Raw genomic sequence first — 25144 nt, forward strand, 5'->3', positions numbered from 1 at the left:
CTATTCCTTTGCGTCGATGACGACGTCGGATTTCCGGATTGTCTGGGCATTCGGATTGCGGGCATGGAACAGGTCGAGATCGGCTTCGATGCGGTCAAGCAGATTGTTGCGCACCATGTCGTAGCCAAGCTCGATCGCCGCCGCGAAGCCATCCGAATCAGCCCCGCCATGGCTCTTCACCACGATGCCGTTCAATCCGAGGAAGACGCCGCCATTGGAGCGGCCGACATCCATCTTCTCGCGCAGGCGATCGAAGGCGGTCTTGGCGAAGATATAGCCGATCCTGGCCATCAGCGTCCGGTTCATCGCCGCGCGCAGATAGCCGGCGATCTGCCTAACGGTGCCTTCCGCCGTCTTCAGCGCGATGTTGCCGGCAAATCCCTCGGTAACGACGACGTCGACACTGCCCTTGCCGATGTCGTCACCCTCGACAAAGCCATGGTAGTTCATCGAGGCCATGTTGGCCTCGCGCAACATACGACCCGCCTCCTTGACCTCTTCCTGACCCTTGATCTCCTCGACGCCGACATTGAGCAGCCCGACGCTCGGCCGTTCGATGCCGAAAACCGAGCGCGCCATGCCGGTGCCCAGAATGGCAAAGTCAACCAGTTGATGCGCATCCGCGCCAATGGTGGCGCCGACGTCCAGCACCACGCTCTCGCCGCGCAATGTCGGCCAGAGCGCCGCGATTGCCGGGCGATCGATGGTCGCCATGGTGCGAAGGCAGAATCTGGACATTGCCATCAGCGCGCCGGTATTGCCGGCCGAGATGCAGGCGTCGGCAGTGCCTGCCTTGACCGCCTCGACGGCCTTCCACATCGATGACTTCCAGCGGCCATGGCGCAGCGCCTGGCTCGGCTTGTCGTCCATCCGCACTGCGATCTCGCAGTGCACGAACTCACTCACTTCCGCCAGCTTGGGGAATTTGGCGAGTTCGGGCCGTACCACTTCTTCGCGCCCATAAATGACGAAGCGTATATCCGGACGGCGGGTGGCGACAGTCATGAGCGCCGGGATGACCACGCTTGGCCCGTGATCGCCGCCCATGGCATCGATGGAAATCCTGATCACGCGGTGTTCATCTCACGGTTGATTGGCCAGCGGGCTTGCCAAGGTGCGGGGCTCGCGAAGGTTCGGCGAAAATAACGGTTTTGGGCTGCCGCACAACCAACTTTTCTCAAATTGGGTCAGCCATCAGGATTTTCCCAACAGTGATCTGAGCTTTTGCTGGAATTCATTCTCCACAGGCTCGGCATCGCCGGCGGCCTCCAGCGATACACCCGGCTTGCGCGGATATGGATCGATCGCCAAGCCAAAGAACTGCTCGGCAAGCGCCCCGACGTCGATCGCATCGCCGGAAAAGGTTTCCGGGCTGTCGGGGCCTTCGGCGTCGAGCAGGATCTCACCGCCGCCGTCGAAACCTTGCCGCCCGAGCTTGGATTGCTCCGGCAGGAACAGCGCTTCGACCGGCTCGTCGATATGCGCCTCGACCGGGTCGAGGGTGACGATGCAGGCCTGCGTTATATCGGCCTCGACATGGCCGCTGACTTTCACCCCGTTGCGTTTCCAGGGCTCGACCAGGAGTTCGGCGCGATAGTTCTCGACCGAAAGCAGCTCGTGCTCGACGGCCAGCAGGGCGCGCTGCCCAGCGTCGGCATCGATCACCACCGGCAGCCCCTTTTGCGGCAGCCGGGCGACATTTGCCAGGAGTGACACTGGGCTGTGGGTATCAGGGTGTTTCATCTTCGCCTCCACTTCGCCACCTTCATCGGCCTGCCGTCGCTCAAGCGTTGGCCACGGGAAATGACACCGTTCCGGAAACGATCGATTCGGTCGGCTGTTCCGCGAGTTGCCTTGACGCATCGGCGGCATAGAGTGCCAGTTGCGACGCTTGCGGCCAGGCGCCGGCATCCGGCCTGACATTGCGGGCAAGGGCGACGGCGAGTGCATCATGGTCATTTCTTTGCAGCGCATCATCATAGGCGGCGGTACGGCCATAGAACATTTTCGCCAGTTTCCGCATTCGCTTCGGCACGCCGACGTCGCCAATGCCCAATTCACGCAACGAATGTTCGACATCCATGAAGAACTCGTCGATCAGCACCTGCGCAACCTCTGCCGCAGCACCGCCCTCGCCGCGCAACCGGTGCTGGAACAGGAACATGTGCAACGACAGCATCTCGAAGCGGCCGAGCGGCGTGTCCGGTACGTTCCAGGCGGAATAAAACACCGTTTGCCGCGCCGCCGCCACGATTTGTGCGTAAAGCGCCTCGGTGATGGCGCGGTTGGCATGTCGTTCGCGGCCAAAGAGGCGCTGGAACATTTGAGGGTGGTCTCCCGGGACCGTTTGTTGAAGTGGCCTTGTTGCATCGGCAAGCAAGCTGGTTTACCGGTTTTGCGGCCCAGCGCAAGTTGCGGCCAGCTTATGGAGTTGTAGTTGCGCGCGCTGAAATTCAAGTCGACTTTCCTGCCCAAGCCCGGCGGTGCGGTTTCGCTGCTGGTGATCGCTGCGGCACTTTCCGCCTGCAATTCGTCCAAGATGATCGGCGATCTCAATCCGAGCGAGACGCTGACGCAAGGCTACGTCATAGACCAGCAGGCGATCGACCTGGTGCCGGTCGGCTCAAGCCGCGAACAGGTGCTGCTGGCGCTCGGCACTCCCTCGACGAAGGCGACCTTCGATAACGAGGCCTTTTATTACATTTCGCAGACGCGCAAGCGCTATGTCGCCTTCGACAAGCCGCGGCTGGTCGACCAGCATGTGCTGGCGGTCTATTTTGGCGATGACGGGCGCGTCACCCAGATCGCCAATTACGGCTTGAAAGACGGCAAGGTGTTCGACTTCATCTCGCGCACCACGCCGACCGGCGGCAAGGACCAGAACTTCCTCAGCCAGATCATCAGTGGCGCCAGCAAGCTGGCGCCTGGTATTCCCGGCGCCAGCGGCGGCAGCACGCTCGGCGGCAGCTGATCCACCCGAGGGTGTCGGCTTCCTTCCGTTCCTTTCGCTTCCCTGTAAGCGGCATATCTCAGGCAATGAAGAACCCGCGGGAGCGATCCCGCGGGTTTTGTTTTAAGGCCATAGCGACCGAGCTTAGCCGTGCGCGAGAACGGCCAGCAACAGCAGCGCGACGATGTTGGTGATCTTGATCGCCGGGTTGACCGCTGGGCCGGCAGTATCCTTGTAGGGATCGCCCACCGTGTCGCCGGTCACCGAAGCCTTGTGCGCTTCGGAGCCCTTGATGTGCTTGAGGCCGTCCTTGTCGACGAAACCATCTTCGAACGACTTCTTGGCGTTGTCCCAGGCGCCGCCGCCGGAGGTCATCGAGATGGCGACGAACAGGCCGTTGACGATGACGCCGAGCAGCGAGGCGCCAAGCGCGGCAAAGGCGGATGCCTTCGAACCGGAGATCAGGAGGACGCCGAAATAGACCACCAGCGGCGCCAGCACCGGCAGCAATGACGGAACGATCATCTCCCGGATCGCTGCCTTGGTCAGAAGGTCGACGGCGCGCGCATAGTTCGGCTTCGAGGTGCCTGCCATGATGCCCGGATCCTCCCGGAACTGCTTGCGCACCTCCTGGACGATAGCACCCGCGGCGCGGCCGACGGCGGTCATGGCGATGCCGCCGAACAGATACGGGATCAGGCCACCGAAGATCAGGCCGGCGACGACGTAAGGATTGGAGAGGTCGAAGGAGACGTCGCCCATGCCCTGGAAGTAGGGGTATTTGTCGCCATTGGCGGCAAAGAACTTCAGGTCGTTAGAGTAGGCCGCGAACAGCACCAGCGCGCCGAGGCCGGCCGAACCGATGGCGTAGCCCTTGGTTACTGCCTTGGTGGTGTTGCCGACAGCGTCGAGCGCGTCGGTTGACTGGCGCACTTCCTTGGGTAGGCCGGCCATTTCGGCAATGCCGCCGGCATTGTCGGTGACCGGGCCGAAGGCATCGAGCGCGACGATCATGCCGGCGAGGCCAAGCATCGTCGTCACCGCGATCGCCGTGCCGTAGAGGCCGGCGAGCTGGTATGTCGAGATGATGCCGCCGACGATGACGATCGCCGGCAACGCCGTCGCTTCCAGCGAGACCGCGAGGCCCTGGATGACATTGGTGCCGTGACCGGTGACCGAGGCCTGGGCGATGGAGTTCACCGGACGCTTGTTGGTGCCGGTATAATATTCGGTGATCACCACGATGAGGCCGGTCACCGTAAGGCCGACAAGGCCGCAGATGAACAGGTTCGTGCCGGTGATGGTCATGCCGGCGACGGTGCCGATCTCACCCCAGCCGATGCATGCCGAGGTGGCCACGGCAAGGCCGACAATTGATAGCAGGCCGGTGACGATCAGGCCCTTGTAGAGCGCGCCCATGATCGAGCCGCTGGAACCGAGCTTGACGAAGAAAGTGCCGACGATCGAGGTGAGAATGCAGGCGCCGCAGATGGCCAGCGGATAGAGCATGGCCGCGCCGAGAACGTCGGTGCCACCGAAGAAGATGGCGGCGAGGACCATGGTGGCGACCACGGTCACCGCATAGGTCTCGAACAGGTCGGCGGCCATGCCGGCGCAATCGCCGACATTGTCGCCGACGTTGTCGGCAATGGTGGCCGGATTGCGTGGATCGTCCTCGGGAATGCCGGCTTCAACCTTGCCGACAAGATCGCCGCCGACGTCGGCGCCCTTGGTGAAGATGCCGCCGCCGAGACGGGCGAAGATCGAGATCAGCGAGGCGCCGAAGCCGAGCGAAACAAGCGAGTCGATGACGACGCGATCGTTTGGCTGCAGACCCATGAACTGGGTCAGGATCAGGTAGTAGATCGAGACGCCGAGCAGGGCCAGGCCAGCAACCAGCATGCCAGTGATGGCGCCCGACTTGAAGGCGATCTCGAGGCCGGCAGCGAGGCTGTTGGAAGCCGCCTGCGCGGTACGCACATTAGCGCGCACCGAGACGTGCATGCCGATGAAGCCAGCGGCACCCGATAGAACGGCGCCGATCAGGAAGCCGATGGCGGCGGTGATCGAAAGCAGCCACCAGGCAAGCAGCAGGACCACGACGCCGACGATGGCGATGGTGGTGTACTGGCGCGCCAGATAAGCCTGAGCGCCTTCGCGGATGGCCGCGGAAATTTCCTGCATGCGTGCATTGCCCTGATCGGCCGCGAGGACCGAACGTGTCGCCCAGATGGCGTAAAGGACTGAAAGCAGACCGCAGGCGATGACAGCTGAAATTATGGTCATTGCCGAATTTTCCTCGATTGGTGGCCCAAAAGAACCCCTCCCCGGGCCGTTGAGACAGGGGACGAATTTTCCGCAACCGGAATCCGTCCCTTCGCAGCGGCTTATGCGAAACAGGGCTCGGAACGTCAAGATATTGTTCCGTTCCTGTCCGGCTTTCGCCCAAAAGATCCCGGGTTTCGCCCAAAAGGCTGGACGGCAGCGCCTGTCGACACTGCCATCCGGTTAGATCGGTTGAAATCGGCGAACAGTGGTCAGGCTTTACGCGGGTCGCCGTCCGGCTGGACGACGAAGACCAGCACCAGCAGCATGGTGATGTAGAATTTGAACGCCGCCTCCTGACCATTCCAAGTCGAAGACTGCCACATGGCGAACCACTCGCCGCCAACGACCATGAAGCCGAAATACCAAACGAGGAAGCCCATTGTGGCGGCAATGATGGCGAACTTCTTGGCATCGTTGAAAGCCTGTCCGCTGGCGTTGCGCGCCTGCCAGAGTTGCCAGGCGGCGATTAGGTAAAGCAGGCAGGTCAGCGCCTCGCCAATGATGATCAGCCAGTAGCCAGCCGTCCACAGCGACGGGTTGGTGATCGAGCGGTACATCAGTGCATTGCCGGGAAAGGTCGTGTCCATGCTCAGCACATGCTGGACAAAGGCGAAGTTTGAGCCGTAATCGGTGATGTTGCCGAAGGCGACGAGGAAGGCGAAAGCCGCCAGACACAAACACATGACGATCTTGGAGAAACGCGCGGTCATGGCAAGAACTCCTGCTGAAAGATCGGGGCATCGCACTCATCAATCGCCGAGTCCCGAAGATCGCGCAACGGGTGGGCCAGTGATCATCGTGCTCACAGCCATCGCGAGACATTATGCCGGCAAGCAAGACATTGCCGAGACTGTCGAAGCCCTCGATCTCGACAGTGATTGCGCGGTGGGCGACTTGGTCTCTGTGGTTAGAGCCGACACACAGCACGATTTCGCCATCATCCGCCGCCGCTGGATCACCGGCGAGACTGGCACAACGCTGGAACTGACGCTCGATCATCCGACGCGGTCGACCGGCCACTGAAAAAAGAGCGAACTTCGCCCCGAGACGCTACTCGGGCTCGCGTCCCATGCGCCGGGCGGTGTAGCGCTCGACCGCCGACAGCCCGTCATAGATCAGCACGGCAAGGGCGGCGACGATCAGGCCACCCTGCAGGATGAAGGCGAGGTTGTTCGACAGCAGGCCTGCGATGATCACCTCGCCCAGTGTCCTCGCCGCTACCGTCGAGCCGATGGTCGCGGTGGCGAGGCTGATCACCACCGACAGCCGGATACCACCGAGAATGATCGGCGCGCTGAGCGGCAGCTCGACCTTGACCAGTCTTTGCCAGCCGGTCATGCCGGCGCCACGCGCCGCCTCGACTACGTTGGCCGGCAGCGTCGTCAGGCCGGTCAGCGCATTCTCGAAGATCGGCAGCAGTCCGTAGAGAAACAGCGCAATCAGCGTCGGCTTTTCGCCGAAGCCGACGGCCGGCACGGCAAGCGCCAGCACCGCCACCGGCGGAAAGGTCTGGCCGATATTGACCAGGCTGCGCGACAGCGGCAGGAATTCGGCGCCGGCTGGCCTGGTGACCAGAATGGCGAGCGCGACCGCAACGACCGTCGCGGCAACGGTCGCGATCAGCACGGTCCGCAGATGCAGCAGCGTCAACGTCAAAAGGCTGCCCTGATTGTAGATTACCGGCGCGTTGTTCTCTGTCAGCGGCTTCAGCAGCGGTTCGAACCAGCCGGGATTGGTGACGAAGGCAATAAGCACCACCACCAGGGCAAGCCTGAGCAGCAAGGGAGGCCAGGCTTTCATGCAGGCCTCGCCGCGCGCTTAACCAGCCCGTCCACAGTGACGCGGCCAAGCGGCTTGCCGTCGGCATCTTTCACCGGAAGTGCCGGGCGGCCCGACCACAGGAGTTCGGCGAGCGCGTCGCGTTGGCTGGCGTCACCGGGGATCGCCTCGCCTTCGGCCGTGCCTTTTTCCACCGCGTCGCGCACCCGGCCAAGCGACAACAGCCGGAACGGTTTTTCACTGGCGCCAACCAGGGTCTCGACAAACGCGCTGGCCGGTTTCGCCAGTATCTCGGCCGGCGCGGCATATTGCACTACTTTGCCGCCATCCATCACCGCGATCTTGTCGCCCATGTGAACGGCCTCTTCCATGTCATGGGTGACGAGGATGATGGTGGTGCCGAAGCGTTTCTGGATCGCCAGCAGATCCTCCTGCGCCTTGTTGCGGATGATCGGATCGAGCGCGCCGAAGGGCTCATCCATCAACAGCACGTTGGGTTCCGCGGCAAGCGCCCGGGCGACGCCGACGCGCTGCTGCTGACCGCCGGAAAGCTCATGCGGATAGCGTGGCCCGTAGGCTTGCGGGTCGAGCTGGTATAGCGTCATCAGCTCGTCGACGCGGGCCTTGATGCGGTTGGCGTCCCAGCCGAGCAATACCGGCACAGTGGCGATGTTCTGCGCCACCGTGCGATGCGGAAACAGCCCGTGGCCCTGGATGGCATAGCCTATGCTGCGGCGCAGCTCATAATCCGGCACCGAGCGGTTGTCGACGCCGTCGAGCTTGATCACGCCCGATGTCGGCTCGACCAGCCGGTTGATCATGCGAAGCAGCGTCGTCTTGCCGGAGCCGGAGGTGCCGACGATGACGGCGATGCTGCGCGGCTCGATTACTATCGACACGTCGTCGACGACTGTCGTCTCGCCGTAGCGCTTGGTGATGCCTTCGATCTCGATCATGCCGTCTCAACCCTGCGCTTGCTTGCGCTCATTTCGATCACTGCATCGAGGATGATGGCAGCGGCGAAGGCCAGCACCACCGTCGGAACAGCACCGAGCAGCACCAGGTCCATCGCCGTCTGGCCGACCCCTTGGAATACGAACACGCCAAAGCCGCCGCCGCCGATCAACGCGGCAATCGTGGCGAGGCCGATATTCTGCACCAGCACGATGCGGATGCCGGTGAGGATCACCGGGAAGGCCAGCGGAAACTCGACGCCGAACAGCCGCTGGCGGTCGGTCATGCCCATGCCGCGCGCTGCGTCGTTGGCGGCACGCGGCACACCGGCAAGGCCGACCACGGTGTTGGCCACTACCGGCAACAGTGAATAGAGGAACAAAGCGACGAAAGCCGGCGCTGTGCCGATGCCGCGAATGCCGAGCGCGGCAGCACCCGGCACATGCGAAGCGACCCAGCCGAGTGGTGCGATCAAGAGGCCGAACAGCGCGATCGAAGGAATGGTCTGGATGATGTTCAGCACGTTGAGCACGCCGGCCCGCAATTTCTCGACGCGATGGCAGAGGATGCCGAGCGGCAGGCCGATAATCACCGCAGCCGCCAGCGAACCCAGCGCCAGCGTCACGTGCTTGGAGCCTTCCGCCCAAAAACTATCAGCGCGATTGAAATATTCCTTGAGGATCGACAGGCTGTTCCAGCTTCCCGAGACGAGCAGCAGCCCGATCGCCGCGGCGGCGACAACAAGCACGCCGATGCGTGCCTGCGGCGACAGGTTCAGCCGCGTAAGCACGTCGGCGAGCAGAAGCGTGAAGGCGAAGATAAGCAGCCAAAAGCCCGAAGCCGGCGAGATACGGGCGAAGGTGTTGCCGGCGGGTGTCAGGAAACTGCCGGCGACGCCGATCAGCAGCGCCAGCGCTGCAAGCGCAACCACACTGGCGGCGAGGCGCAGAGCAAGCGGCGTTTTCAGCAGCGCAATGAGCGCCGCTGCGACGACAATCGCCATCAACAGCGGACCGACCGTCGCAGGCAAAGATTCGAGGATCGAGCGCGCCTCGCCGGGTACGATGCGATTGGCGCGGAAGGTGGCGAATGGCGCCGCAAAAGCCGCATAGGCCGATATCGCCGCGATGACCACGCCGAGCTTGTCGAACCGGATGCGCACGCCCTCCCCCATCGGCCGATCCGGCGCACCTCGAAAGCGGAGCGCCGGAATCGCCTTACTTCAGGAAGCCGTTCTTTTTCAAAAAGTCCTCGGCGACGCCCTTGACCGGCTCGCCGCCAACCTGCACGCGACCATTCAACTCCTGCAACGTGACGAGATCGAGCTTGGCGAACACCGGCTTCAGCAGCGTCTTGATCTCCGGATGCTCCTTCAGCACCGCCTCGCGGATGATCGGCGCCGGCTGGTAGACCGGCTGCACACCCTTGTCGTCCTCAAGCACGGCGAGGCCGGAGGGCGCGATGCCGCCGTCGGTGCCATAGACCATGGCGGCGTTGGCGCCGTTGGTCTGGTTGGCTGCGGCTGCAATTGTCGCCGCCGTGTCGCCGCCCGACAGCGTGATCAACTGGTCCGGCTTCAGCGTGAAGCCATAGGTCTTCTGGAAAGCGGGCAGCGCGGCCGCCGAATTGACGAACTCGGCGGAGGCCGCCAGCACCACCTTGCCGCCGCCCGAGACATATTTGCCGAAGTCGGAAAGGGTGACGAGCTTATTGGTATCGGCGACCTCCTTGCGCAGGGCGATCGCCCAGGTGTTGTTCGCCGGTGACGGTGACAGCCAGACGATCTTGTTGGCGTCGTAGTCGAGCTTCTTGGCAGTCTCGTAGGCCTTGGCGGCGTCTTTCCACACCGGATCGTCGGCCTTCTCGAAGAAGAAGGCGGCGTTGCCGGTGTATTCCGGATAGATGTCTATCTCGCCGGCTGTAATCGCCTTGCGCACCACAGGTGTGCCGCCGAGTTGGATGCGGTCGGTGGTCTGGATATTGTTGGCGTTCAGCACCAGTTGGATGATATTGCCGAGCACGCCGCCCTCGGTGTCGATCTTCGACGACACCACCACCTGGGCACTCGCCGAGGCCAACGCAACTCCGAGCGCCAGTACAGCGCCGGCCAGAACCTTGATTGAAAACATCTCACAAATCCCTTGCTGTGAACCGGAATACGGCTGCCGCATATGAGCATGGCTTCGATGCCCCGTCGGGGTACACGGTTTCATAAGAAAGGGGATGGGCGCAATAATTTTGTTCGGATGCGAGTTACTCCGCTGTTGCCTCGTCCCGACAGCGTGACGTCAGCTGGCCGCGCGCAAGCCCGTCATCTTCAACACGCCCAGTGCCACGAAGCACAGCACGACGACCGGGAAAATCATCCAGTTCAACATCTCCCAGCCCCAGGCATTGTAGACCGCCCCCGACATCAGCGAGGCGAAGGCGACGGAGCCGAACAGGACGAAATCGTGAAACCCCTGGACCTTGCCTTTTTCGGATGACTGGTAGCTGTCGGCCACCATGGCGGTGGCACCGATGAAGCTGAAGTTCCAGCCAAGGCCGAGCAGGATCAGCGCCGTCCAGAACTGCCACAGTGCCAACCCTGACAGCGCCACTATGGCGCAGCCAATCAGCAGCACCAGGCCGATGGCCAGGATCCGCTCAGCGCCGAAGCGATAGATCAGCGACCCCGTGAAGAAGCTCGGCGCGAACATCGCCATCACATGCCAGGAAATGCCTAGCGTGGCGTCGTCGGTCGAAAGGCCGCAGCCGACCATGGCCAGCGGCGCGCCCGTCATGACGAAGCTCATCAGCGCGTAGCTGCCGACGGCGCAAAACAGCGCTGCGACGAAGCGCGGCCTGGTGACGATTTCCGAGAGCGGCCGGGCGTCGCTGTCGGCGATTTCCACCTTGTCGGTTGCCTTGGCCGGGATGCGCAACAAAGAGAGAATGGCGGCGCCGACCGCCGCCAGCACCAGGATGGACGCAAACGAGCCGGCAAACTTCACCGGCGAGAACAGGTCGCCGGTGAAGATGACGATCTGCGGTCCAAGGATGGCGGTGACGATGCCGCCGGCCAGCACAAAGGAGATGGCGCGCGCCTTGAATTCAGGCGGCGCATTGTCGGCGGCGGCAAACCGGAACTGCTGGACGAAGGCGCCCCCGATGCCGATCACGGCCAAGCCGAAAGCGAATAGCCAGAAGCTGGCATGAAACAGCGCCAGCGTGGCGACCAGCCCGCCAAGCGCCGTGACCGCTGTGCCGGTCATGAAGCCGTCGCGCTGGCCGAGCCGGCGGATGATCGCCGCGGCCGGCAAGGAACCGAGCGCCACGCCGACATTGAAACCGGTGATCGGCGCGGTTGCCAGCGACTTGTCAGCATCGAGCAGGTACTGCCCCACCAATCCGCCCATGGAAATGGCGATGGGTGCGGCCGAGCCGATGATCGCCTGCGAGGCTGCGAGGATGAAGGCGGTGCGACGCGCTTCCTTGCCCGCCCCAACAGCGACGATAGCAGTCATGAGGCGTCCTTACCGCGGCCCTCGCCACGCACCCGGCGCGACACGCGATCAAGCACCGCATTGACCAGTTTCGGCTCGTCTTCCTCGTAAAATGCCTTGGCGATGTCGACATATTCGGAGACGATAACCGCCACCGGCACGTCCTCGCGCTGCATCAGCTCGTAGACGCCGGCGCGCAATATGGCGCGCAATGTGGAATCGAGCCTCGACAGAGGCCAGTCCTCGGTCAGCGCCTGTCGGATGACTGGATCGATGGTCTTCTGGTGCTCGACAACGCCGGCAAGAATGGCGCGAAACCATTGCGCATCGGCTTCGCGATAGAGCGCGCCATCGACCTCCTTGCCGAGCCTGAACGCCTCGTACTCGGCGGTGATCTCGAAGACGCCGCTGCCGGCGACATCCATCTGGTAGAGCGCCTGCACGGCGGCCAGACGGGCAGCACCGCGCTTGTTGGCGTGGCGCACCGTGGGCTGGCCGGGCGAAGCGGGTTCGCTCACGAGGGCGCTCCCAGCTGTTCCTTTAGAGCGATCATGGTCAGCGCCGCACGCGCCGCAAAGCCGCCCTTGTCGCCTTCCGAACGCCTGGCCCGTGTCCAGGCCTGTTCGTCGTTTTCGGTGGTCAGGATGCCGTTGCCGATGCAGACCGCATCCTGCACGGACAGGTCCATCAGGGCACGGCTGGATTCATTGGCGACGATATCGAAATGATAGGTGTCGCCGCGGACCACCGTGCCGAGGGCGACGAAGCCGTCATAGTTCGTCCCGCCTTCGGAGGCACCGTCGAGCGCGAAGGAAATCACCGCCGGGATTTCGAGCGAGCCCGGAACGGTGACGACATCGTATGTCGCGCCCGCTTCCTCGAGGGCCTTTGTCGCGCCTTCGAGCAACGCGTCGGCAAGGTCGTCGTGAAAGCGCGCCTCGATGACAAGAACGTGGGCCTTCTTCTTCGGACGGATGAACGCTTTGCCGTGTTGGGATGTGCCTGCCATCGATGTCTCCGGGGATCGCCGGTGACTTAGGCCGAAGCCGGTTTGATCGCAAGCGGAAGATTGCGGAAGGAACTTTCAAGGCCAACTCGGCGGCGGTCGCACCAGGGAATGGGCTTTATGGACGAGCGCCTCAAAGCCCCTCTTTAGCCGCCTCCACCAGTCGCGCCGCATAGCGGGCCATGGTGTCGATCTCGAGATTGACGCGATCGCCGACCTGGCGTTCGCCCCAGGTGGTGACCGTCAGTGAGTGGTGGATCAACAGCACGTCGAAGCGGCTGCCTTCGACCTTGTTGACGGTCAGCGAAGTGCCGTCGAGTGCGACGGAGCCCTTGGGCGCGATGAATTTGGCCAGCTCTCGCGGTGCATCCAGGGTGAAGCGAACGGCGTCGCCTTCCTCCTTGCGCCCTACGATCTCGGCCATGCCGTCTACATGGCCTGAAACGATATGGCCGCCAAGCTCGTCGCCGATCTTCAGCGCCCGCTCCAGGTTGATGCGCGTGCCGGATTTCCAGCCCATCGCGGTCGTCAGCCTGAGTGCTTCTTCCCAGGCCTCGACCTCGAACCAGCGTGCGTTGGCGCCGTCTTCCGGCAATCCCGTCACCGTCAGGCAGACGCCGCCGCAGGAAATCGAGGCACCGATGGCAATGGTCTGCGGATCGTAAGCGGTGTCGATACGCAAACCGACGCCTTCCCTGAGCGGCTTCACGGCAGCAACGGTGCCGACATCGGTGACGATTCCAGTGAACATTAGTTTGGCCCCGTGAACATCAGGTCGGTCCTAGATGTCTCTTATCCATTCCGCATATGTATCTTCGCCGAAACGCATGTTGCGCAATTTGCGAAATCCCGGCGGGATATTGTTGGCATCGATCGGCGATACAATGCCGCCCTCGCCGATCGCGTCCGGCCCCTGAAACAGCACGATACGATCGACCAGTTGTTCGTCGAGGAACGCCTTGGCCACCCTCGCGCCGCCCTCGACCAGGACGCTTGCCATGCCGAGCGCCGCCAGATCCTCGAACAGTTCCGGCAGCGCGATATCGCCTTCATAGGTCTCAGTACCGATGAAGCGAACGCCGGCACGTTCGAGCGCGGCGCGCCGGTGCGGATCGGCCTCGGCGCAGGCAGCGACATAGAGCGGCACACGGTCGACGCCGGCGACCAGTTTCGAAGTCTCGGGTAGCCTGATCTGACGGTCGAGTACGATGCGCGCCGGCGAACGGCTCTCCAGTCCCGGAAGCCGAACCGTCAGCGCCGGATCGTCCTCCAGTGCCGTGCCGATGCCGATCAATATGCCATCGGCTTCGGCGCGCATCAGATAGACTTCGCGTCGGGCGATATCGCCGGTGATGGAGAGCTGTCCCTCGCCTTTCACGCCGATCTTGTTGTCGCTCGAAAGCGCAAGTTTCAGGATCACTTCCGGGCGTTTTTTCAGAGATCGAATTAAATAGCCGGCCATCTGCTCCGCAGCCTCGGCCGCCAACACTTTTTCCACCACTTCGACGCCGGCGGCACGCAAGATTGCATAGCCCTTGCCGGAAACACGCGGGTCAGGATCGCTGGCAGCGCCGACCACACGCGCCACGCCGGCACTGACCAGCGCATTGGCGCAAGGCGGCGTGCGGCCGTGATGGGCGCAGGGCTCCAGCGTTACATAGGCGGTGGCGCCGCGCGCCAGTTCGCCGGCCTCTGCCAAAGCCTCGGTCTCGGCATGCGGCCGGCCGCCGACGGCGGTGACGCCGCTGCCGACGATCATCGGCCCGTCGCCGTCATCGCGCACGATCAGCGTGCCGACGGAAGGGTTGGTCGAGGTCCGCCCGGCATTCTTGCGCGACAGCCTGAGGGCTGCCGCCATATAGCGGCGATCGAGGACCTCTTGTTCAGCCGTGCGGCGTCCGGACCCTGCCATGCTCAGCTGGCGTCCTCTTCGCTCTTCAGCTCTTCGCCCCTGAGCTCGTCGGCTTTGAGCTCGTCGCCTTTGAGTTCGCCCAACACGTCGTGGAAATCCTTGGCCTCGCGGAAATTGCGGTAGACGGAGGCAAAGCGCACATAGGCGACATCATCGAGCGACTTAAGCGCCTCCATGACCAGCCGGCCGACTTCCCCCGAGGCCACCTCGGTCTCGCCCGAGCTTTCGAGCTGGCGCACGATGCCGGTCACCGCCCGATCGATACGTTCCGGGTCGACATTGCGCTTGCGTACCGCGATCTCGACAGAGCGCAGCAACTTGTCGCGGTCGAACGGCACCTTGCGTCCAGACTTCTTCACCACGACGAGATCGCGCAATTGGACGCGCTCGAAAGTGGTGAAGCGGCCGCCGCAATCCGGGCAGACGCGCCGCCTGCGGATCGCTGCACCGTCTTCGGCAGGGCGCGAATCCTTCACCTGCGTATCTTCGGACTGACAGTAGGGACAGCGCATGGAGAGCCTTCGGTTCGCGATTCTCGTAGTGCGAACGGCTTAGAGGTTTTTGCCACGATGGCAAAGTATGGCCGATGACCGATCGCGTCTCAGAGATAGCGAGGCACGAGGAAAATTGCGAGAGCGGCAATTAGTTGGACGGCAATACGCCAATCAGGGAGCGACGTCGCCGGTCGGGAAGCCGCAGGACGTGCCGAGATAGCGATAGGCCTTGGTGAAGCCGTCCATCGATATCGTCGCGACCGGCTTGTCGGCGAAGCTGACATCGAGGGCGCTGGTACGGCGCATGGCACGCAGTATGGCAACCGTGGTCTCGGGTTTGTTGTCCATCATCCACTGTCCGTCGGCGATAATATGAAAGCCAGCCTTGATCTTGTCGTTGACGTCGCGGAACACCGCCGGGATGTTGTCCCCCTTGGGCAAGTCACTGTTTCTCACGGCGATGATGAGGCTCGGATAACCATCGGGTGGCAATACGTCGCCATTCGAGATGGCCAGCGTGAGGGTGCCACTGGTGCCGTTAGCGTCGAAAAAGACCGTCGAGGCGGCGCAGGTCTTGCGCACGTCCTCACCGGTGTTGACCTCGTCCACCGTGGTGGACCACCTGCCAAAAGTCTCTGTCTTGGGTGCTGCCGGCGTCGGCTCGGTCTGCGCCAAGGCCGCGCCGAGTAGCTGAGAGGTGGCTAAGGTGAGCAAGGCAGCGCCAACACTGGTGAAACGGAAAATTCGCATCATCATCAAGCGTCTCCGAGATGCAGCCGTGGCCAGTTGATCGGCGCCGTCACAGTTGGGGGGCTGACGCCCTGCGTCAACCAAGATACGGGTAAAGCGGAAAACGATCCGTCAATGCCGCCACCTTGGCCTTCACGGTTGCCTCGACGGCCGCGTTGCCTTCGTCGGAATTGGCGACCTTCAGTCCATCCAGCACTTCGGCGATCAGCTTGCCGATCTCGCGGAACTCGGCCTGACCGAAGCCGCGCGTGGTGCCGGCCGGCGTGCCGAGCCGAACGCCCGATGTCACGAAAGGCTTTTCCGGATCGAAGGGGATGCCGTTCTTGTTGCAGGTGATGTTGGCGCGGCCAAGGGCAGCCTCGGCGCGCTTGCCGGTTGCGTTCTTGGGACGCAGGTCGACCAACATCAGATGGTTGTCGGTGCCGCCGGAGACGATGTCGAGACCGGTTTCCTGCAGACTGGAGGCCAGCGCCTTGGCATTGGCGACGACGCTCTCCGCATAGATCTTGAAGCTCGGCTTCAGCGCCTCGCCCAGAGCCACCGCCTTGGCGGCGATCACATGCATCAGCGGTCCACCCTGCAGGCCGGGGAAGACGGCCGAATTCATCTTCTTGGCAATATCCTCGTCGTTGCAAAGGATCATGCCGCCGCGCGGCCCGCGCAGCGATTTGTGCGTCGTGGTGGTGACCACATGGGCATGCGGCAGCGGCGACGGATGCATGCCGCCGGCGACCAGGCCGGCGATGTGGGCCATGTCGACCATCAGATAGGCACCGATCGAATCGGCGATCTCGCGAAAACGCTTCCAGTCCCAGACACGTGAATAGGCTGTGCCGCCGGCCAGGATCAATTTCGGCCTGGTCTCATGGGCGGTCTTCTCGATCGCATCCATGTCGAGCAGATGATCGTCCCGGCGTACGCCATAGGAGACGACCTTGAACCATTTGCCGCTCATATTGACCGGCGAGCCATGTGTCAGGTGTCCGCCGGAATTGAGGTCGAGGCCCATGAAGGTGTCGCCGGGCTGCAGCAACGCCAGGAACACCGCCTGGTTCATCTGGCTACCGGAATTCGGCTGGACGTTGGCGAAGTTGCAGCCGAACAGCTTTTTCGCGCGTTCGATGGCCAGTTCCTCGGCGACATCGACGAATTGGCAGCCGCCATAGTAGCGCTTGCCCGGATAGCCCTCGGCATATTTGTTGGTCATGATCGACCCCTGTGCCTCGAGCACGGCACGCGAGACGATATTTTCCGAGGCAATCAGCTCGATCTCGTGGCGCTGGCGGCCGAGTTCGTTGCGGATTGCGCCGAAAATCTCGGGGTCGGCATCGGCAAGCGTGGTTTCGAAAAAGGATTCGAATTTGTTCGACACTGCCGCTGCTGTTGCCATGGGCTGAAATCCTCAAGGTTCGGGGTCTGTCGCGCCATTAACACAGTTGCTTTCGGCCCGCCACGTTTGCAGCGCGAAATTTGCTGGCCGGATTGCGCCAGAGAGACTGGCAGCCTCTATTTCCTTGCCTGCCGGCCCTTCAGCAGGGCCTCGGTGAGCGTGATCTCGGTGAACAGCGCCTGCATCGTATGGTCGTTAATCTGGCCGCTGCGAAACATTGCGCGAACCGCTGCGCGTTCGGCCTCAATGCCCGCCAGCCTCAATTCGAGCTCCAGCCGTCCGGCCTCGCGGGCCTCGGCGCGCGCCTCGTCGGCCTCGTCGGAGGCAGCGATGCGGCGACGGTAGCCGGCGACGATGCTGTCGGCGGCGGCAAGCCGGGCGCCGGGTATTTCCCCTTCATCGCCGTCGGTCGCGCCGGCCATGCTCTCGATGCGGGCGATGGCGGCGTTGGCCGCGCCCACGCGCGCAAGACGCTCCTCGGCAGCGCCAGGATCCTCGCCCGGCTCGACCAGCCCCCGTGCCACCTTGGGCAAGGCAAGGCTGGCTATGAGCAATGAGCAGATGATGACGCCTGCGGCGAGGAAGATCACCACGTCGCGCGCCGGAAAGGGCGAACCATTCGGCATGGTGAGCGGCAGCGACAGGATGCCGGCCAGCGTGATGGCGCCGCGCACGCCGGCAACAGAGCCGGCGATCCGGACGCGCAGCCCGAACGGCTCGGCCTTCTGCTCGCGTAATCGCGCCGAGACGCGCGTCGCGATGTCGCCGACCCAGATCCACAGGAAGCGCAGCCCGATCAGGCATAGTGTCAGCGCGACCACCGTGGCGATTGGCTGGATGACCGGATAGCGGCTGCCGAGCTCAGGCGGCACGTTGCCGATGATTTCGGGAAGCTGCAACCCGAGCAGGATGAACAGCGCGCCGTTGAAGACGAAGGATAGCGTCGTCCACAGCGATACGGTCTGTATGCGCGCCGAGACGCCGAGAAAGCGGAAAATCCCGGAGCCGCCGGTGAGCACTCCGGCCGTGACCGCCCCCAGAATGCCCGAGGCGCCGACATTCTCGGCGCCGAGATAGGCGATGAACGGCAGCAGGACCATGACCAGCACCTGCGCCTCGGACGGCACGCCGCCGATACGGTTCAGCAATTGCAGCACCTTGGCGGCGACGAACAAGGCAGCCACGCCGGCCAGGATGCCGGCAGCGACGGCATAGAGGAAAGTCACGGATGCCGCGACGAAGGAGAAGCTGCCGGTCAAGGCAGCTGCCACCGCAAAGCGGAACATCACGAGGCCCGACGCATCGTTGAGCAGCGCCTCGCCCTCCAGGATGTGCATCAGCCGGGCCGGGACCAGGCTCTTGTCGACGATCGAGGAGACGGCCACCGCATCGGTGGGCGACAGCACCGCAGCAAGTGCGAAAGCGACGACGAGCGGGATGCTCGGGACAAGCCAGTGCAAAGCGTAGCCGAAGCCGACAATGGTGAAGAAGACCAGCCCGATGGCGAGGTCGAGGATCGGCCCGCGCAGCGCGATCAGTTCGCGCTTGGGCGCACCATAGGCGTCGCTGAACAGCAGCGGTGGGATGAACACTAGCAGGAACAGCTCGGGATCGATCTCGACATGCATGCCGCGCACCGGCCAGGCGAGCGCTGCACCGATGGCGATCTGCAGTACCGGCAGCGGCACCCGCACCAGCCGGACCAGCGCGCCCGAAACGGCGACGAAGATGAGCACGACCAGAATGAACATTGCGACATGCATGATGCGATTTCCGACTACAGCGCCGCGTCCTTTTTCCGGCAATCGGCCCAGCAAAGCTTTCCGCGAAAGACTCGGCAACGAAAAAGGCCGCCTTCCGGCGGCCTTTTGCAAATGAACTCAGCTGCTTAGAGCGCGGATGTGATCTGCAGCTCGTTGGCTCCGTCGAGGCCGTAAATGTCGTCACGGAACTGGACCACGCCCGGCCCTGTCGACCAGGCCGAGACGTAGAGAAAATAAACCGGCACCGGATTGGTGACCTGCACCGGCGTGTTCTCCCCGGTCTTGATCGCCGCCTCGAAATGCTGGCGATCCCAGCCCGGTGTGTCGCGCAGAATCCAGGTGACGAGGTCGCGCACGTTCTGAACCCGCACGCAGCCAGAGGAATCGAAGCGCATCAGCTTGCCGAACAGGCTCTGCTGCGGCGTGTCGTGCATGTAGACGCCGTCCGGGCTGGGAAAATTGATCTTGACTGAGGCCATCGCGTTGCCGGAACCGGGATCCTGGCGGAAGCGGTATTTGGCGGCATCATCGGTCGACCAGTCGACCGTCATTGGGTCGACCTCGCTGCCGTCCGGCGCAAACAGGCGGATATGGCTGTCCTTGAGATAGTTGGGGTCCTTCCGCATCAGCGGAATGATATCCTTGCGCACGATCGAGACCGGCGCGTTCCAGTACGGATTGACGATGATTTCGTTGATCTTGGAATTGACGATCGGCGTCTGGCGATCGATCTTGCCGACGATTGCGGTGTGGCGCAGCACAACGCGGTCGTTCTCGACAGCCTCGATCTGCGCCGCCGGGATGTCGACCAGAACATAGCGGTTGCCAAGCGTGCCGGCCCGCTCACGCAGCCGTTGCAGATTGGTCTGGAGCTGACCAAGCCGAACCGGCGCCGACACGTTCATTGCCGCGAAAGTATATTTGCCCGTGGTTCCGTCGGCCGGCAAGCCGTGACGCAACTGGAAGCGCTTGAGCGCCGAGTCGACGTACGAATCGAACGCTTCCGAGAGCCCGGCGCTCTGCGCCAGATCGCCCGATATCATCAAGCGCCTGCGCAGCGGCACCACATCGGGATCCTCGACGCCAAGCTGCAGCTTCTTGGTGTCTGGAACCTGTTCCCAGCCGCCTTGCGCGACGATATTCTGATACTGCATGATCGCCTGCTCGGTGAAGGACACCGTCTGCAGGCTGAAGATCGGCAGCGTCGAGGCAACCTTGCCGCCTTCGCTGGCACGCGCATCGAATTGGTCGTCCCAATTGCCGCGCGCCGAGGATTTCAGGATATCCCCGATCACATCCTGTGCACTGGCGCGGCCGGCGACCATTGCGGCTGCGAGCGCGGAGGCTCCTGAAAGGAAGAAACGGCGGCTGGTTCTCATGGACGTTCCAGACATTCTTGCTACAATTCAACCCACCGGGCGGTCTCGCCCGCACTCTAGAGTTGGCTTCTTAACAATTAGCCAACCATGGCCCGCATCACTTCGGTGTAAAACCACATGGGAAGTGACTTGAGCACAGGACAAATGCACGGCTTTGGCCCCAGCATCACCCGCATCTTCGGTTCCATTGGAATATGGCGGCAACGTGGCTGTTGCTCGAATTTGGATCGGCCGGCCTGACGAAACGGCAAGACCGGTGCTTTTCGGCACCGGCCTTTGGTCCACTCCGCGGCAGCACTTCCGTAGTCCAGCTTCAAATCTAGATGCGGCGGATGCGATTACATCCGGTAGGCGATGGTATCGTTCCAGAACCGATCCAGGCGCTGCAGGGCGCGGTTCATCTGCTTGAACTCCTCCGTGTTGATGCCGCCAACCTGCTCGATCGAACCGACATGGCGCTCGTAGAGGCCGGCGACGACTTCCGCCACCTCATTGCCCTTCGGCGTCAGCGAAACCCGCACCGAACGGCGGTCGATGCGCGAGCGCTGGTGGTTGATGAAGCCGAGATCGACCAGCTTCTTCAGATTGTAGGAGACGTTCGAGCCGAGATAGTAGCCACGCGAGCGCAGTTCGCCGGCGGTCAGCTCCGAATTGCCGATGTTGAACAGGAGCAGCGCCTGGATGGCGTTGATGTCGGAGCGACCGTTGCGGTCGAATTCGTCCTTGATCACATCAAGCAGACGGCGATGCAGCCGCTCGACCAGCTGCAGCGATTCCATGTACAGCGAACGGATCGCCTCGCGGCGGTCATCGGATACGTTGGCGGTCTTCGCCGCCGGACGCGAATTGATCATTGTCTTTGCCTCTCGTTTGTCGCCCGGTGATTTTTTGTTCTTCACCTTGACCGCGACACTATCGAATACTCATAAAATTCGACTTAAACGCCAAGGCTAACAAGAGCTTACCGGTAAGGGGTTTCGAAAGAGGCTTAACGGACGGTCACCCGAGCAAGGATAATTAACCTAAAGATTTAGCCAACGATCCTGGCCGGAATTGCTATCGCCGGGGTTGCCGCTTCTGGATCCAGATCACCACGCGGAACACTATGTAGAGCAGCGCCACCGCAAGGTGCGAGGCGACGATCAGCGGCCGGTGGCCGAACAACTCGGGGAAGCCAGCATACATGACGCACTCGGTCACCGCGCAGATGAACCAGATCACCGGCCCCCAGGACGCCAGCATCCACAGGCCGGCGGCAGCGAACGGAAAAAACACCGCCAGCACCACCGCCGCCACCTGCCAGTGTACCGGCATCAGGTCGAAGCGCCACAACGGGCCGGGGTAAAAGCCGATCAGCCGGATCCAGTACAAGATGCCGAACAGCAGACAGTAGCCGGCGATGACGCGCTGGAACCAGGCGAAGATGACCTCGATCGTCGAGGGCTGCAGCACCACGCGTCTCGAGGCGACCTCGCTCACAGCTTCAGTTCCCGTTCGCCGAGCGATGCGAAATAGGCGTCGACGTTGGCGGCGCTGACGTCATCGATACCTGCCGGCCGCCATTGCGGCGTCGAGCCTTTATCGATGATGGCGGCGCGGATACCTTCATAGAAGTCGTGCCCGGCAAGCATGCGGTTGAGGATACGGAACTCCATTTTCATGCACTCGTCCATCGACAACGTCTGCCCGGCGCTAATCTGGCGCCATGCAACATGCAGGCTGGTCGGTGAACGTGTGCGGATGGTGGCCAGCGTCTTTGCCGCGAACTCGTCGGCAGCGGCTGCCCGCTCCAGACTGGCGACGATATCGGCCAGCGACGGCTGCGCGAAATGCCGGGCGATGGCTTCCAGCGTCGGCCTGTCGGTCTCGCGCCTGGCTGGGACGAAGCAGCCGCGCAGCACCGATTCCGGGTCGCCGCTTTCCGCCAGACGGTCGAGGAAGCCGGCCTGGTCCTCCGCCTTGATCGTATGGGTGGCGAGGCCCGAGCACAAAGCATCGCCATAGCGGATGCGGTTGCCGGTCAGCGCCAGATACATGCCGAAGCTGCCGCCGAGATCCGGCAACAGATGGCTGGCGCCGACATCCGGGAAAAAGCCGATGCCGACCTCGGGCATGGCAAACTGGGCGTTCTCGGTCAGCACTCGCTGCGAACCATGGAAGGAGATACCTACGCCGCCGCCCATGACGATGCCGTCGATCACCGCGACATAGGGTTTCTTGAAGCGGGCGATGCGGGCGTTCAGCCGGTATTCATCGGCGAAGAAATCGACCGGAGGCCTTCCTGCGCGGCCGGCTTCGTAGATGTGGAGGATGTCGCCGCCCGCCGAAAATGCCCTGCCCTCGGCCTTGACGACGACAACGTCGACGCCGTCGTCGCGCTCCCAACTGCGCAGCGCCTTGTCCAGCGCCTTGACCATGCGGTGGGTTACGGCATTGAGCGCCTGCGGCCGCGTCAGCGTGACGACGCCAGCCCTGCCCAATCTTTCGAAGCGAATCTCGTCGCCTCCGCCAAAATCCATCGCCAGAGAATCCCTCCCCGCGCCCGCCGGGAGTGAAGTGCTAAAGCGTGGCGCATGGCCGCGTCAATGGCGGCGGCCAATCCGCTGCATGGTCGTCGGCGTCACCCAGTGCTAATGCTGGCGCTTTGAACCGGAAGGTTGAACCATGCCTTGGTTGCCGCGCCTTGCTGTTATGGTGGTCGGCCTGATCGCTGCGAACACTCCTCCCGTATCGGCCGAAACCGTCGACGAGCTCTATCAATCGCAGACCATCGTCACCGGCCAGGGCGAGGTCAACAGGCAGATCGGCTTCAAGGCCTGCCTCGATGCGGTGCTGGTTCGTGTGTCCGGCGATCAGCGGCTGCCGAAGAGAACTGAGATGGCGGCGCTGCGCGACAAGGCCGGCAGCTTCGTTGCCGAATTCCGCTATCGCGACCGTCTCGAAGGCATTCCAATCCATGACGAACAAGGCACCCATGACCGGCCGCATGATCTCACTTGTCTGTACAGGCCTGACGTTATCGATCCGGTGCTTGCCGCGCTTGGCAGCAAACCATGGCTTGGCGAGCGGCCACGCCTGGCAATTTTCCTGGCGGCGGAGCAAGGCACAAGGCAGTTCGTGCTGACCGCCGACGATGAGGGGGCGGCGATGCGCGAATCCTTCGTCAATGCCACCGGTCCGCTGGTCATGCCGATTGTGTTTCCCGAAGCGTCACTGCTGTCGGCCTCGAAGCTTGACGACCAGGCCCTGCGCCATGCCGATATCACGACGCTGGACCAGCTTGCCAGGAAGGCCGGAGCCGACCAGGCGCTCGCCGGCAGTATCGTCTGGAGCGACAAGGAACTGGGCTGGATAGCCGACTGGCGGCTTGCCTTGAATGGCAAGAGCTACAATTGGCAAGTGCGCGGCGTCAGCTTCGACGAGGCATTCCGCGTCGCCATGCGGGGTGCTGCGCAGATCCTGTCGGGCAATGGCCAACCAGAATAGCGCCCGACAGGACCCTGGCACAATCGTGTCGCATTGGTCAGCAGCGGAGGCTCGTGGTAAAAGCCGCCCGATCCGGAGTTTTTGCGATGAACAAATTCACCCCTGCAAAGCCTGCCGGCGCGCGCAGCGTCGACGAGATCACCGGCAGCCGGCGTCTGCGGCGCATGCGCAAGGCCGATTGGTCGCGCCGCCTTGTCCAGGAGAACCGGCTCTCGGTCGACGATCTGATTTGGCCGATCTTCGTCGTCGACGGCAGACAAGTGCGCGAACCGATCGCCGCCATGCCCGGCGTGTTCCGCCTGTCGCTCGACCTCGCCGTCAAGGAGGCTGAGCGCGCGGCCAAGCTTGGCATTCCGGCGATCGCCACTTTCCCCAATGTGGAGCTCGGCCTGCGCGATCAGACCGGTTCGCACATCCTCGATCCGGAAAACATCATCAACCGCGCCACCCGCGCCATCAAGCGGGCGGTGCCGGAGATCGGCATCATCACCGACGCGGCGCTTGACCCGTTCACCTCGCATGGCCATGACGGCATCTTGCGCGAGGGCATTATCGTCAATGATGAAACGGTGGAGCAAGTGACGGCGGCGGCCGTCATCCAGGCGGCGGCGGGGGCCGACATCATTGCCCCCTCGGACATGATGGACGGCCGGATCGGTGCCATCCGCGATGCGCTCGACGCCAATGGATTTCAGGATGTGGCGATCATGTCCTATGCGACCAAGTTCGCATCCGCTTTTTACGGCCCCTACCGTGAGGCGGTCGGCACCGCCGGCCTGCTCAAGGGCGACAAGAAGACCTATTATATCGATCACGCCAATTCCGACGAAGCGGTGCGCGAGGCCGAGCAGGATCTGGCCGAGGGCGCCGACATGCTGATGGTCAAGCCCGGCCTGCCCTATCTCGACATCATCCGCCGGCTGAAAGTCGAGTTGCAGATGCCGACCTTTGCCTATCAGGTCTCGGGCGAATATTCGATGATCAAGGCCGCCGCCGCCAATGGCTGGATCGACGGCGAAAAGGCGATGCTGGAATCGCTGCTCGCCTTCAAGCGCGCCGGCTGCGACGGCATCCTGACCTACTTCGCGCCGGAAGTGGCGGCGATGCTCAAGGGGTGATGCGCCTTTGTAGCGTCTACATCGAGTAGTGTTCGTTCGTCCAAAGCGCGACATGGAACGCCGCAGGACATCGCTTCAAGTTTACGCTGCCCCTCGTTGCCCTGCCGGGTATTTCTCCCCGTAAAGTGGCAGGGAGAAAGACGCGTTCGTAAAAGATTTTACCAATCTCCAGCGTTGCAAAAACATCGACGTTGCGGCCGGCCCCTTCTCCCCGTCACTATACAGGGAGAAGCTGCCGGCAGGCGGATGACGGGCGGCGCCGACATTGAGATTGGTTATTCCAACATGATTTGGAAGCGATTGCCCCGCCAGCAAAAATACCGCTTGCAAAATGCAATCAGTTAAGCTAC

Annotated in this window: 26 protein-coding genes; 4 read left to right on the plus strand and 22 right to left on the minus strand. The window is 62.8% G+C overall.

From position 1 onward, the window contains the following. The 3 genes from plsX to NKH33_RS08110 form a co-directional block, all read right to left on the minus strand. Window positions 1–1071 (minus strand): phosphate acyltransferase PlsX, encoded by a 1071-nt coding sequence (plsX, locus tag NKH33_RS08100; protein WP_352472001.1) that lies wholly within the window; start codon window positions 1069–1071, stop codon window positions 1–3. A 123-nt stretch (window positions 1072–1194) separates the two neighbouring features. Then, window positions 1195–1743 carry a YceD family protein gene (locus tag NKH33_RS08105; protein ID WP_352918844.1) on the minus strand — a complete coding sequence of 183 codons (549 nt, stop codon included), beginning with the start codon at window positions 1741–1743 and terminating at the stop codon, window positions 1195–1197. 40 nt (window positions 1744–1783) lie between these two features. Next, entirely contained in the window at window positions 1784–2323 is a 540-nt protein-coding gene (locus NKH33_RS08110; protein WP_352501523.1) for a ubiquinol-cytochrome C chaperone family protein, read from the minus strand. Window positions 2324–2437: 114 nt separating this feature from the next. Here NKH33_RS08110 and NKH33_RS08115 point away from each other — a divergent pair, with 114 nt between their 5' ends. Then, on the plus strand, window positions 2438–2971 hold the full coding sequence (locus NKH33_RS08115) for an outer membrane protein assembly factor BamE (protein WP_352472003.1): 534 nt from the start codon (window positions 2438–2440) through the stop codon (window positions 2969–2971). Between the two features lie 123 nt (window positions 2972–3094). Here NKH33_RS08115 and NKH33_RS08120 read toward each other — a convergent pair whose 3' ends face one another. Together NKH33_RS08120 and NKH33_RS08125 are read right to left on the minus strand one after the other, a co-directional pair. Next, window positions 3095–5236 (minus strand): sodium-translocating pyrophosphatase, encoded by a 2142-nt coding sequence (locus NKH33_RS08120; RefSeq protein WP_352918846.1) that lies wholly within the window; start codon window positions 5234–5236, stop codon window positions 3095–3097. Between the two features lie 251 nt (window positions 5237–5487). Next, the gene (locus NKH33_RS08125) at window positions 5488–5988 is read right to left on the minus strand and encodes a DUF2165 family protein (RefSeq protein ID WP_352472005.1); all 501 of its coding nucleotides are present in this window, start codon (window positions 5986–5988) and stop codon (window positions 5488–5490) included. 79 nt (window positions 5989–6067) lie between these two features. Between NKH33_RS08125 and NKH33_RS08130 the strand changes: the two genes are divergently transcribed. Further along, complete coding sequence (locus NKH33_RS08130) at window positions 6068–6301, plus strand: hypothetical protein (protein ID WP_023674502.1); 234 nt, start codon at window positions 6068–6070, stop codon at window positions 6299–6301. 27 nt (window positions 6302–6328) lie between these two features. On the opposite strand, the gene NKH33_RS08135 is transcribed toward NKH33_RS08130, so the two are convergent. The 17 genes from NKH33_RS08135 to NKH33_RS08215 all read right to left on the minus strand — a co-directional run bounded on the left by NKH33_RS08135 (window position 6329) and on the right by NKH33_RS08215 (window position 22709). After that, window positions 6329–7078, minus strand: a complete 750-nt coding sequence (locus tag NKH33_RS08135; RefSeq protein ID WP_352501521.1) for an ABC transporter permease — start codon at window positions 7076–7078, stop codon at window positions 6329–6331. Then, complete coding sequence (locus NKH33_RS08140; protein ID WP_352918848.1) at window positions 7075–8013, minus strand: ABC transporter ATP-binding protein; 939 nt, start codon at window positions 8011–8013, stop codon at window positions 7075–7077. Before NKH33_RS08140 ends, NKH33_RS08135 begins: the two co-directional genes overlap by 4 nt. Then, the gene (locus NKH33_RS08145; RefSeq protein WP_352501519.1) at window positions 8010–9185 is read right to left on the minus strand and encodes an ABC transporter permease; all 1176 of its coding nucleotides are present in this window, start codon (window positions 9183–9185) and stop codon (window positions 8010–8012) included. The genes NKH33_RS08140 and NKH33_RS08145 overlap by 4 nt, the downstream gene beginning before the upstream one ends. Before the next feature lie 43 nt (window positions 9186–9228). Further along, a complete protein-coding gene (gene osmF, locus NKH33_RS08150) occupies window positions 9229–10140 on the minus strand; it encodes a glycine betaine ABC transporter substrate-binding protein OsmF (RefSeq protein ID WP_352918850.1) in 912 nt (303 codons plus the stop codon). 159 nt (window positions 10141–10299) lie between these two features. After that, complete coding sequence (locus NKH33_RS08155) at window positions 10300–11517, minus strand: MFS transporter (RefSeq protein WP_352918852.1); 1218 nt, start codon at window positions 11515–11517, stop codon at window positions 10300–10302. Then, window positions 11514–12014, minus strand: coding sequence for a transcription antitermination factor NusB (nusB, locus tag NKH33_RS08160; protein WP_023674496.1), 501 nt, complete (start codon window positions 12012–12014; stop codon window positions 11514–11516). The genes NKH33_RS08155 and nusB overlap by 4 nt, the downstream gene beginning before the upstream one ends. Continuing rightward, entirely contained in the window at window positions 12011–12505 is a 495-nt protein-coding gene (gene ribH / locus NKH33_RS08165; RefSeq protein ID WP_352501516.1) for a 6,7-dimethyl-8-ribityllumazine synthase, read from the minus strand. The genes nusB and ribH overlap by 4 nt, the downstream gene beginning before the upstream one ends. Before the next feature lie 130 nt (window positions 12506–12635). Then, entirely contained in the window at window positions 12636–13253 is a 618-nt protein-coding gene (locus NKH33_RS08170; protein WP_352501515.1) for a riboflavin synthase, read from the minus strand. Window positions 13254–13283: 30 nt separating this feature from the next. Continuing rightward, window positions 13284–14414 carry a bifunctional diaminohydroxyphosphoribosylaminopyrimidine deaminase/5-amino-6-(5-phosphoribosylamino)uracil reductase RibD gene (gene ribD, locus NKH33_RS08175; RefSeq protein ID WP_352501514.1) on the minus strand — a complete coding sequence of 377 codons (1131 nt, stop codon included), beginning with the start codon at window positions 14412–14414 and terminating at the stop codon, window positions 13284–13286. 2 nt (window positions 14415–14416) lie between these two features. Continuing rightward, complete coding sequence (gene nrdR, locus NKH33_RS08180) at window positions 14417–14926, minus strand: transcriptional regulator NrdR (RefSeq protein WP_352501513.1); 510 nt, start codon at window positions 14924–14926, stop codon at window positions 14417–14419. Between the two features lie 153 nt (window positions 14927–15079). Beyond that, window positions 15080–15664, minus strand: a complete 585-nt coding sequence (locus NKH33_RS08185) for a hypothetical protein (RefSeq protein WP_352918902.1) — start codon at window positions 15662–15664, stop codon at window positions 15080–15082. A gap of 70 nt (window positions 15665–15734) precedes the next feature. Further along, window positions 15735–17048 carry a serine hydroxymethyltransferase gene (gene glyA, locus NKH33_RS08190; protein WP_352449301.1) on the minus strand — a complete coding sequence of 438 codons (1314 nt, stop codon included), beginning with the start codon at window positions 17046–17048 and terminating at the stop codon, window positions 15735–15737. 116 nt (window positions 17049–17164) lie between these two features. Continuing rightward, window positions 17165–18811, minus strand: coding sequence for a Na+/H+ antiporter (locus NKH33_RS08195; RefSeq protein ID WP_352472014.1), 1647 nt, complete (start codon window positions 18809–18811; stop codon window positions 17165–17167). Window positions 18812–18936: 125 nt separating this feature from the next. Beyond that, complete coding sequence (locus NKH33_RS08200) at window positions 18937–20190, minus strand: L,D-transpeptidase family protein (protein ID WP_023674488.1); 1254 nt, start codon at window positions 20188–20190, stop codon at window positions 18937–18939. 338 nt (window positions 20191–20528) lie between these two features. Then, window positions 20529–21044 carry a transcriptional regulator LdtR gene (ldtR, locus tag NKH33_RS08205; protein WP_023674486.1) on the minus strand — a complete coding sequence of 172 codons (516 nt, stop codon included), beginning with the start codon at window positions 21042–21044 and terminating at the stop codon, window positions 20529–20531. A gap of 202 nt (window positions 21045–21246) precedes the next feature. Beyond that, on the minus strand, window positions 21247–21669 hold the full coding sequence (locus NKH33_RS08210; protein WP_023674485.1) for a DUF6163 family protein: 423 nt from the start codon (window positions 21667–21669) through the stop codon (window positions 21247–21249). After that, the gene (locus NKH33_RS08215; protein ID WP_352542403.1) at window positions 21666–22709 is read right to left on the minus strand and encodes an enoyl-CoA hydratase/isomerase family protein; all 1044 of its coding nucleotides are present in this window, start codon (window positions 22707–22709) and stop codon (window positions 21666–21668) included. Before NKH33_RS08215 ends, NKH33_RS08210 begins: the two co-directional genes overlap by 4 nt. A gap of 145 nt (window positions 22710–22854) precedes the next feature. Here NKH33_RS08215 and NKH33_RS08220 point away from each other — a divergent pair, with 145 nt between their 5' ends. Beyond that, window positions 22855–23676, plus strand: a complete 822-nt coding sequence (locus NKH33_RS08220) for a DUF8605 domain-containing protein (RefSeq protein WP_352918855.1) — start codon at window positions 22855–22857, stop codon at window positions 23674–23676. Between the two features lie 86 nt (window positions 23677–23762). Continuing rightward, a complete protein-coding gene (hemB, locus tag NKH33_RS08225) occupies window positions 23763–24794 on the plus strand; it encodes a porphobilinogen synthase (RefSeq protein ID WP_352542426.1) in 1032 nt (343 codons plus the stop codon). Window positions 24795–25144: the final 350 nt, after the last annotated feature.

Origin of the sequence: Mesorhizobium sp. M1182, from assembly GCF_040318335.1 — a bacterium.
Lineage (GTDB): Bacteria > Pseudomonadota > Alphaproteobacteria > Rhizobiales > Rhizobiaceae > Mesorhizobium.

Coding starts and splice junctions, on each gene's coding strand:
- NKH33_RS08145 (WP_352501519.1), bottom strand. CDS start 9,185: ATGGGGGAGGGCGTGCGCATCCGGTTCGACAAGCTCGGCGTGGTCATC.
- NKH33_RS08120 (WP_352918846.1), bottom strand. CDS start 5,236: ATGACCATAATTTCAGCTGTCATCGCCTGCGGTCTGCTTTCAGTCCTT.
- NKH33_RS08185 (WP_352918902.1), bottom strand. CDS start 15,664: ATGATGATGCGAATTTTCCGTTTCACCAGTGTTGGCGCTGCCTTGCTC.
- NKH33_RS08200 (WP_023674488.1), bottom strand. CDS start 20,190: ATGAGAACCAGCCGCCGTTTCTTCCTTTCAGGAGCCTCCGCGCTCGCA.
- nrdR (WP_352501513.1), bottom strand. CDS start 14,926: ATGCGCTGTCCCTACTGTCAGTCCGAAGATACGCAGGTGAAGGATTCG.
- NKH33_RS08125 (WP_352472005.1), bottom strand. CDS start 5,988: ATGACCGCGCGTTTCTCCAAGATCGTCATGTGTTTGTGTCTGGCGGCT.
- ldtR (WP_023674486.1), bottom strand. CDS start 21,044: ATGATCAATTCGCGTCCGGCGGCGAAGACCGCCAACGTATCCGATGAC.
- NKH33_RS08195 (WP_352472014.1), bottom strand. CDS start 18,811: ATGCATGTCGCAATGTTCATTCTGGTCGTGCTCATCTTCGTCGCCGTT.
- NKH33_RS08155 (WP_352918852.1), bottom strand. CDS start 11,517: ATGACTGCTATCGTCGCTGTTGGGGCGGGCAAGGAAGCGCGTCGCACC.
- NKH33_RS08140 (WP_352918848.1), bottom strand. CDS start 8,013: ATGATCGAGATCGAAGGCATCACCAAGCGCTACGGCGAGACGACAGTC.
- NKH33_RS08135 (WP_352501521.1), bottom strand. CDS start 7,078: ATGAAAGCCTGGCCTCCCTTGCTGCTCAGGCTTGCCCTGGTGGTGGTG.
- hemB (WP_352542426.1), top strand. CDS start 23,763: ATGAACAAATTCACCCCTGCAAAGCCTGCCGGCGCGCGCAGCGTCGAC.
- NKH33_RS08220 (WP_352918855.1), top strand. CDS start 22,855: ATGCCTTGGTTGCCGCGCCTTGCTGTTATGGTGGTCGGCCTGATCGCT.
- glyA (WP_352449301.1), bottom strand. CDS start 17,048: ATGGCAACAGCAGCGGCAGTGTCGAACAAATTCGAATCCTTTTTCGAA.
- NKH33_RS08105 (WP_352918844.1), bottom strand. CDS start 1,743: ATGAAACACCCTGATACCCACAGCCCAGTGTCACTCCTGGCAAATGTC.
- ribD (WP_352501514.1), bottom strand. CDS start 14,414: ATGGCAGGGTCCGGACGCCGCACGGCTGAACAAGAGGTCCTCGATCGC.
- NKH33_RS08215 (WP_352542403.1), bottom strand. CDS start 22,709: ATGGATTTTGGCGGAGGCGACGAGATTCGCTTCGAAAGATTGGGCAGG.
- ribH (WP_352501516.1), bottom strand. CDS start 12,505: ATGGCAGGCACATCCCAACACGGCAAAGCGTTCATCCGTCCGAAGAAG.
- NKH33_RS08170 (WP_352501515.1), bottom strand. CDS start 13,253: ATGTTCACTGGAATCGTCACCGATGTCGGCACCGTTGCTGCCGTGAAG.
- osmF (WP_352918850.1), bottom strand. CDS start 10,140: ATGTTTTCAATCAAGGTTCTGGCCGGCGCTGTACTGGCGCTCGGAGTT.
- NKH33_RS08110 (WP_352501523.1), bottom strand. CDS start 2,323: ATGTTCCAGCGCCTCTTTGGCCGCGAACGACATGCCAACCGCGCCATC.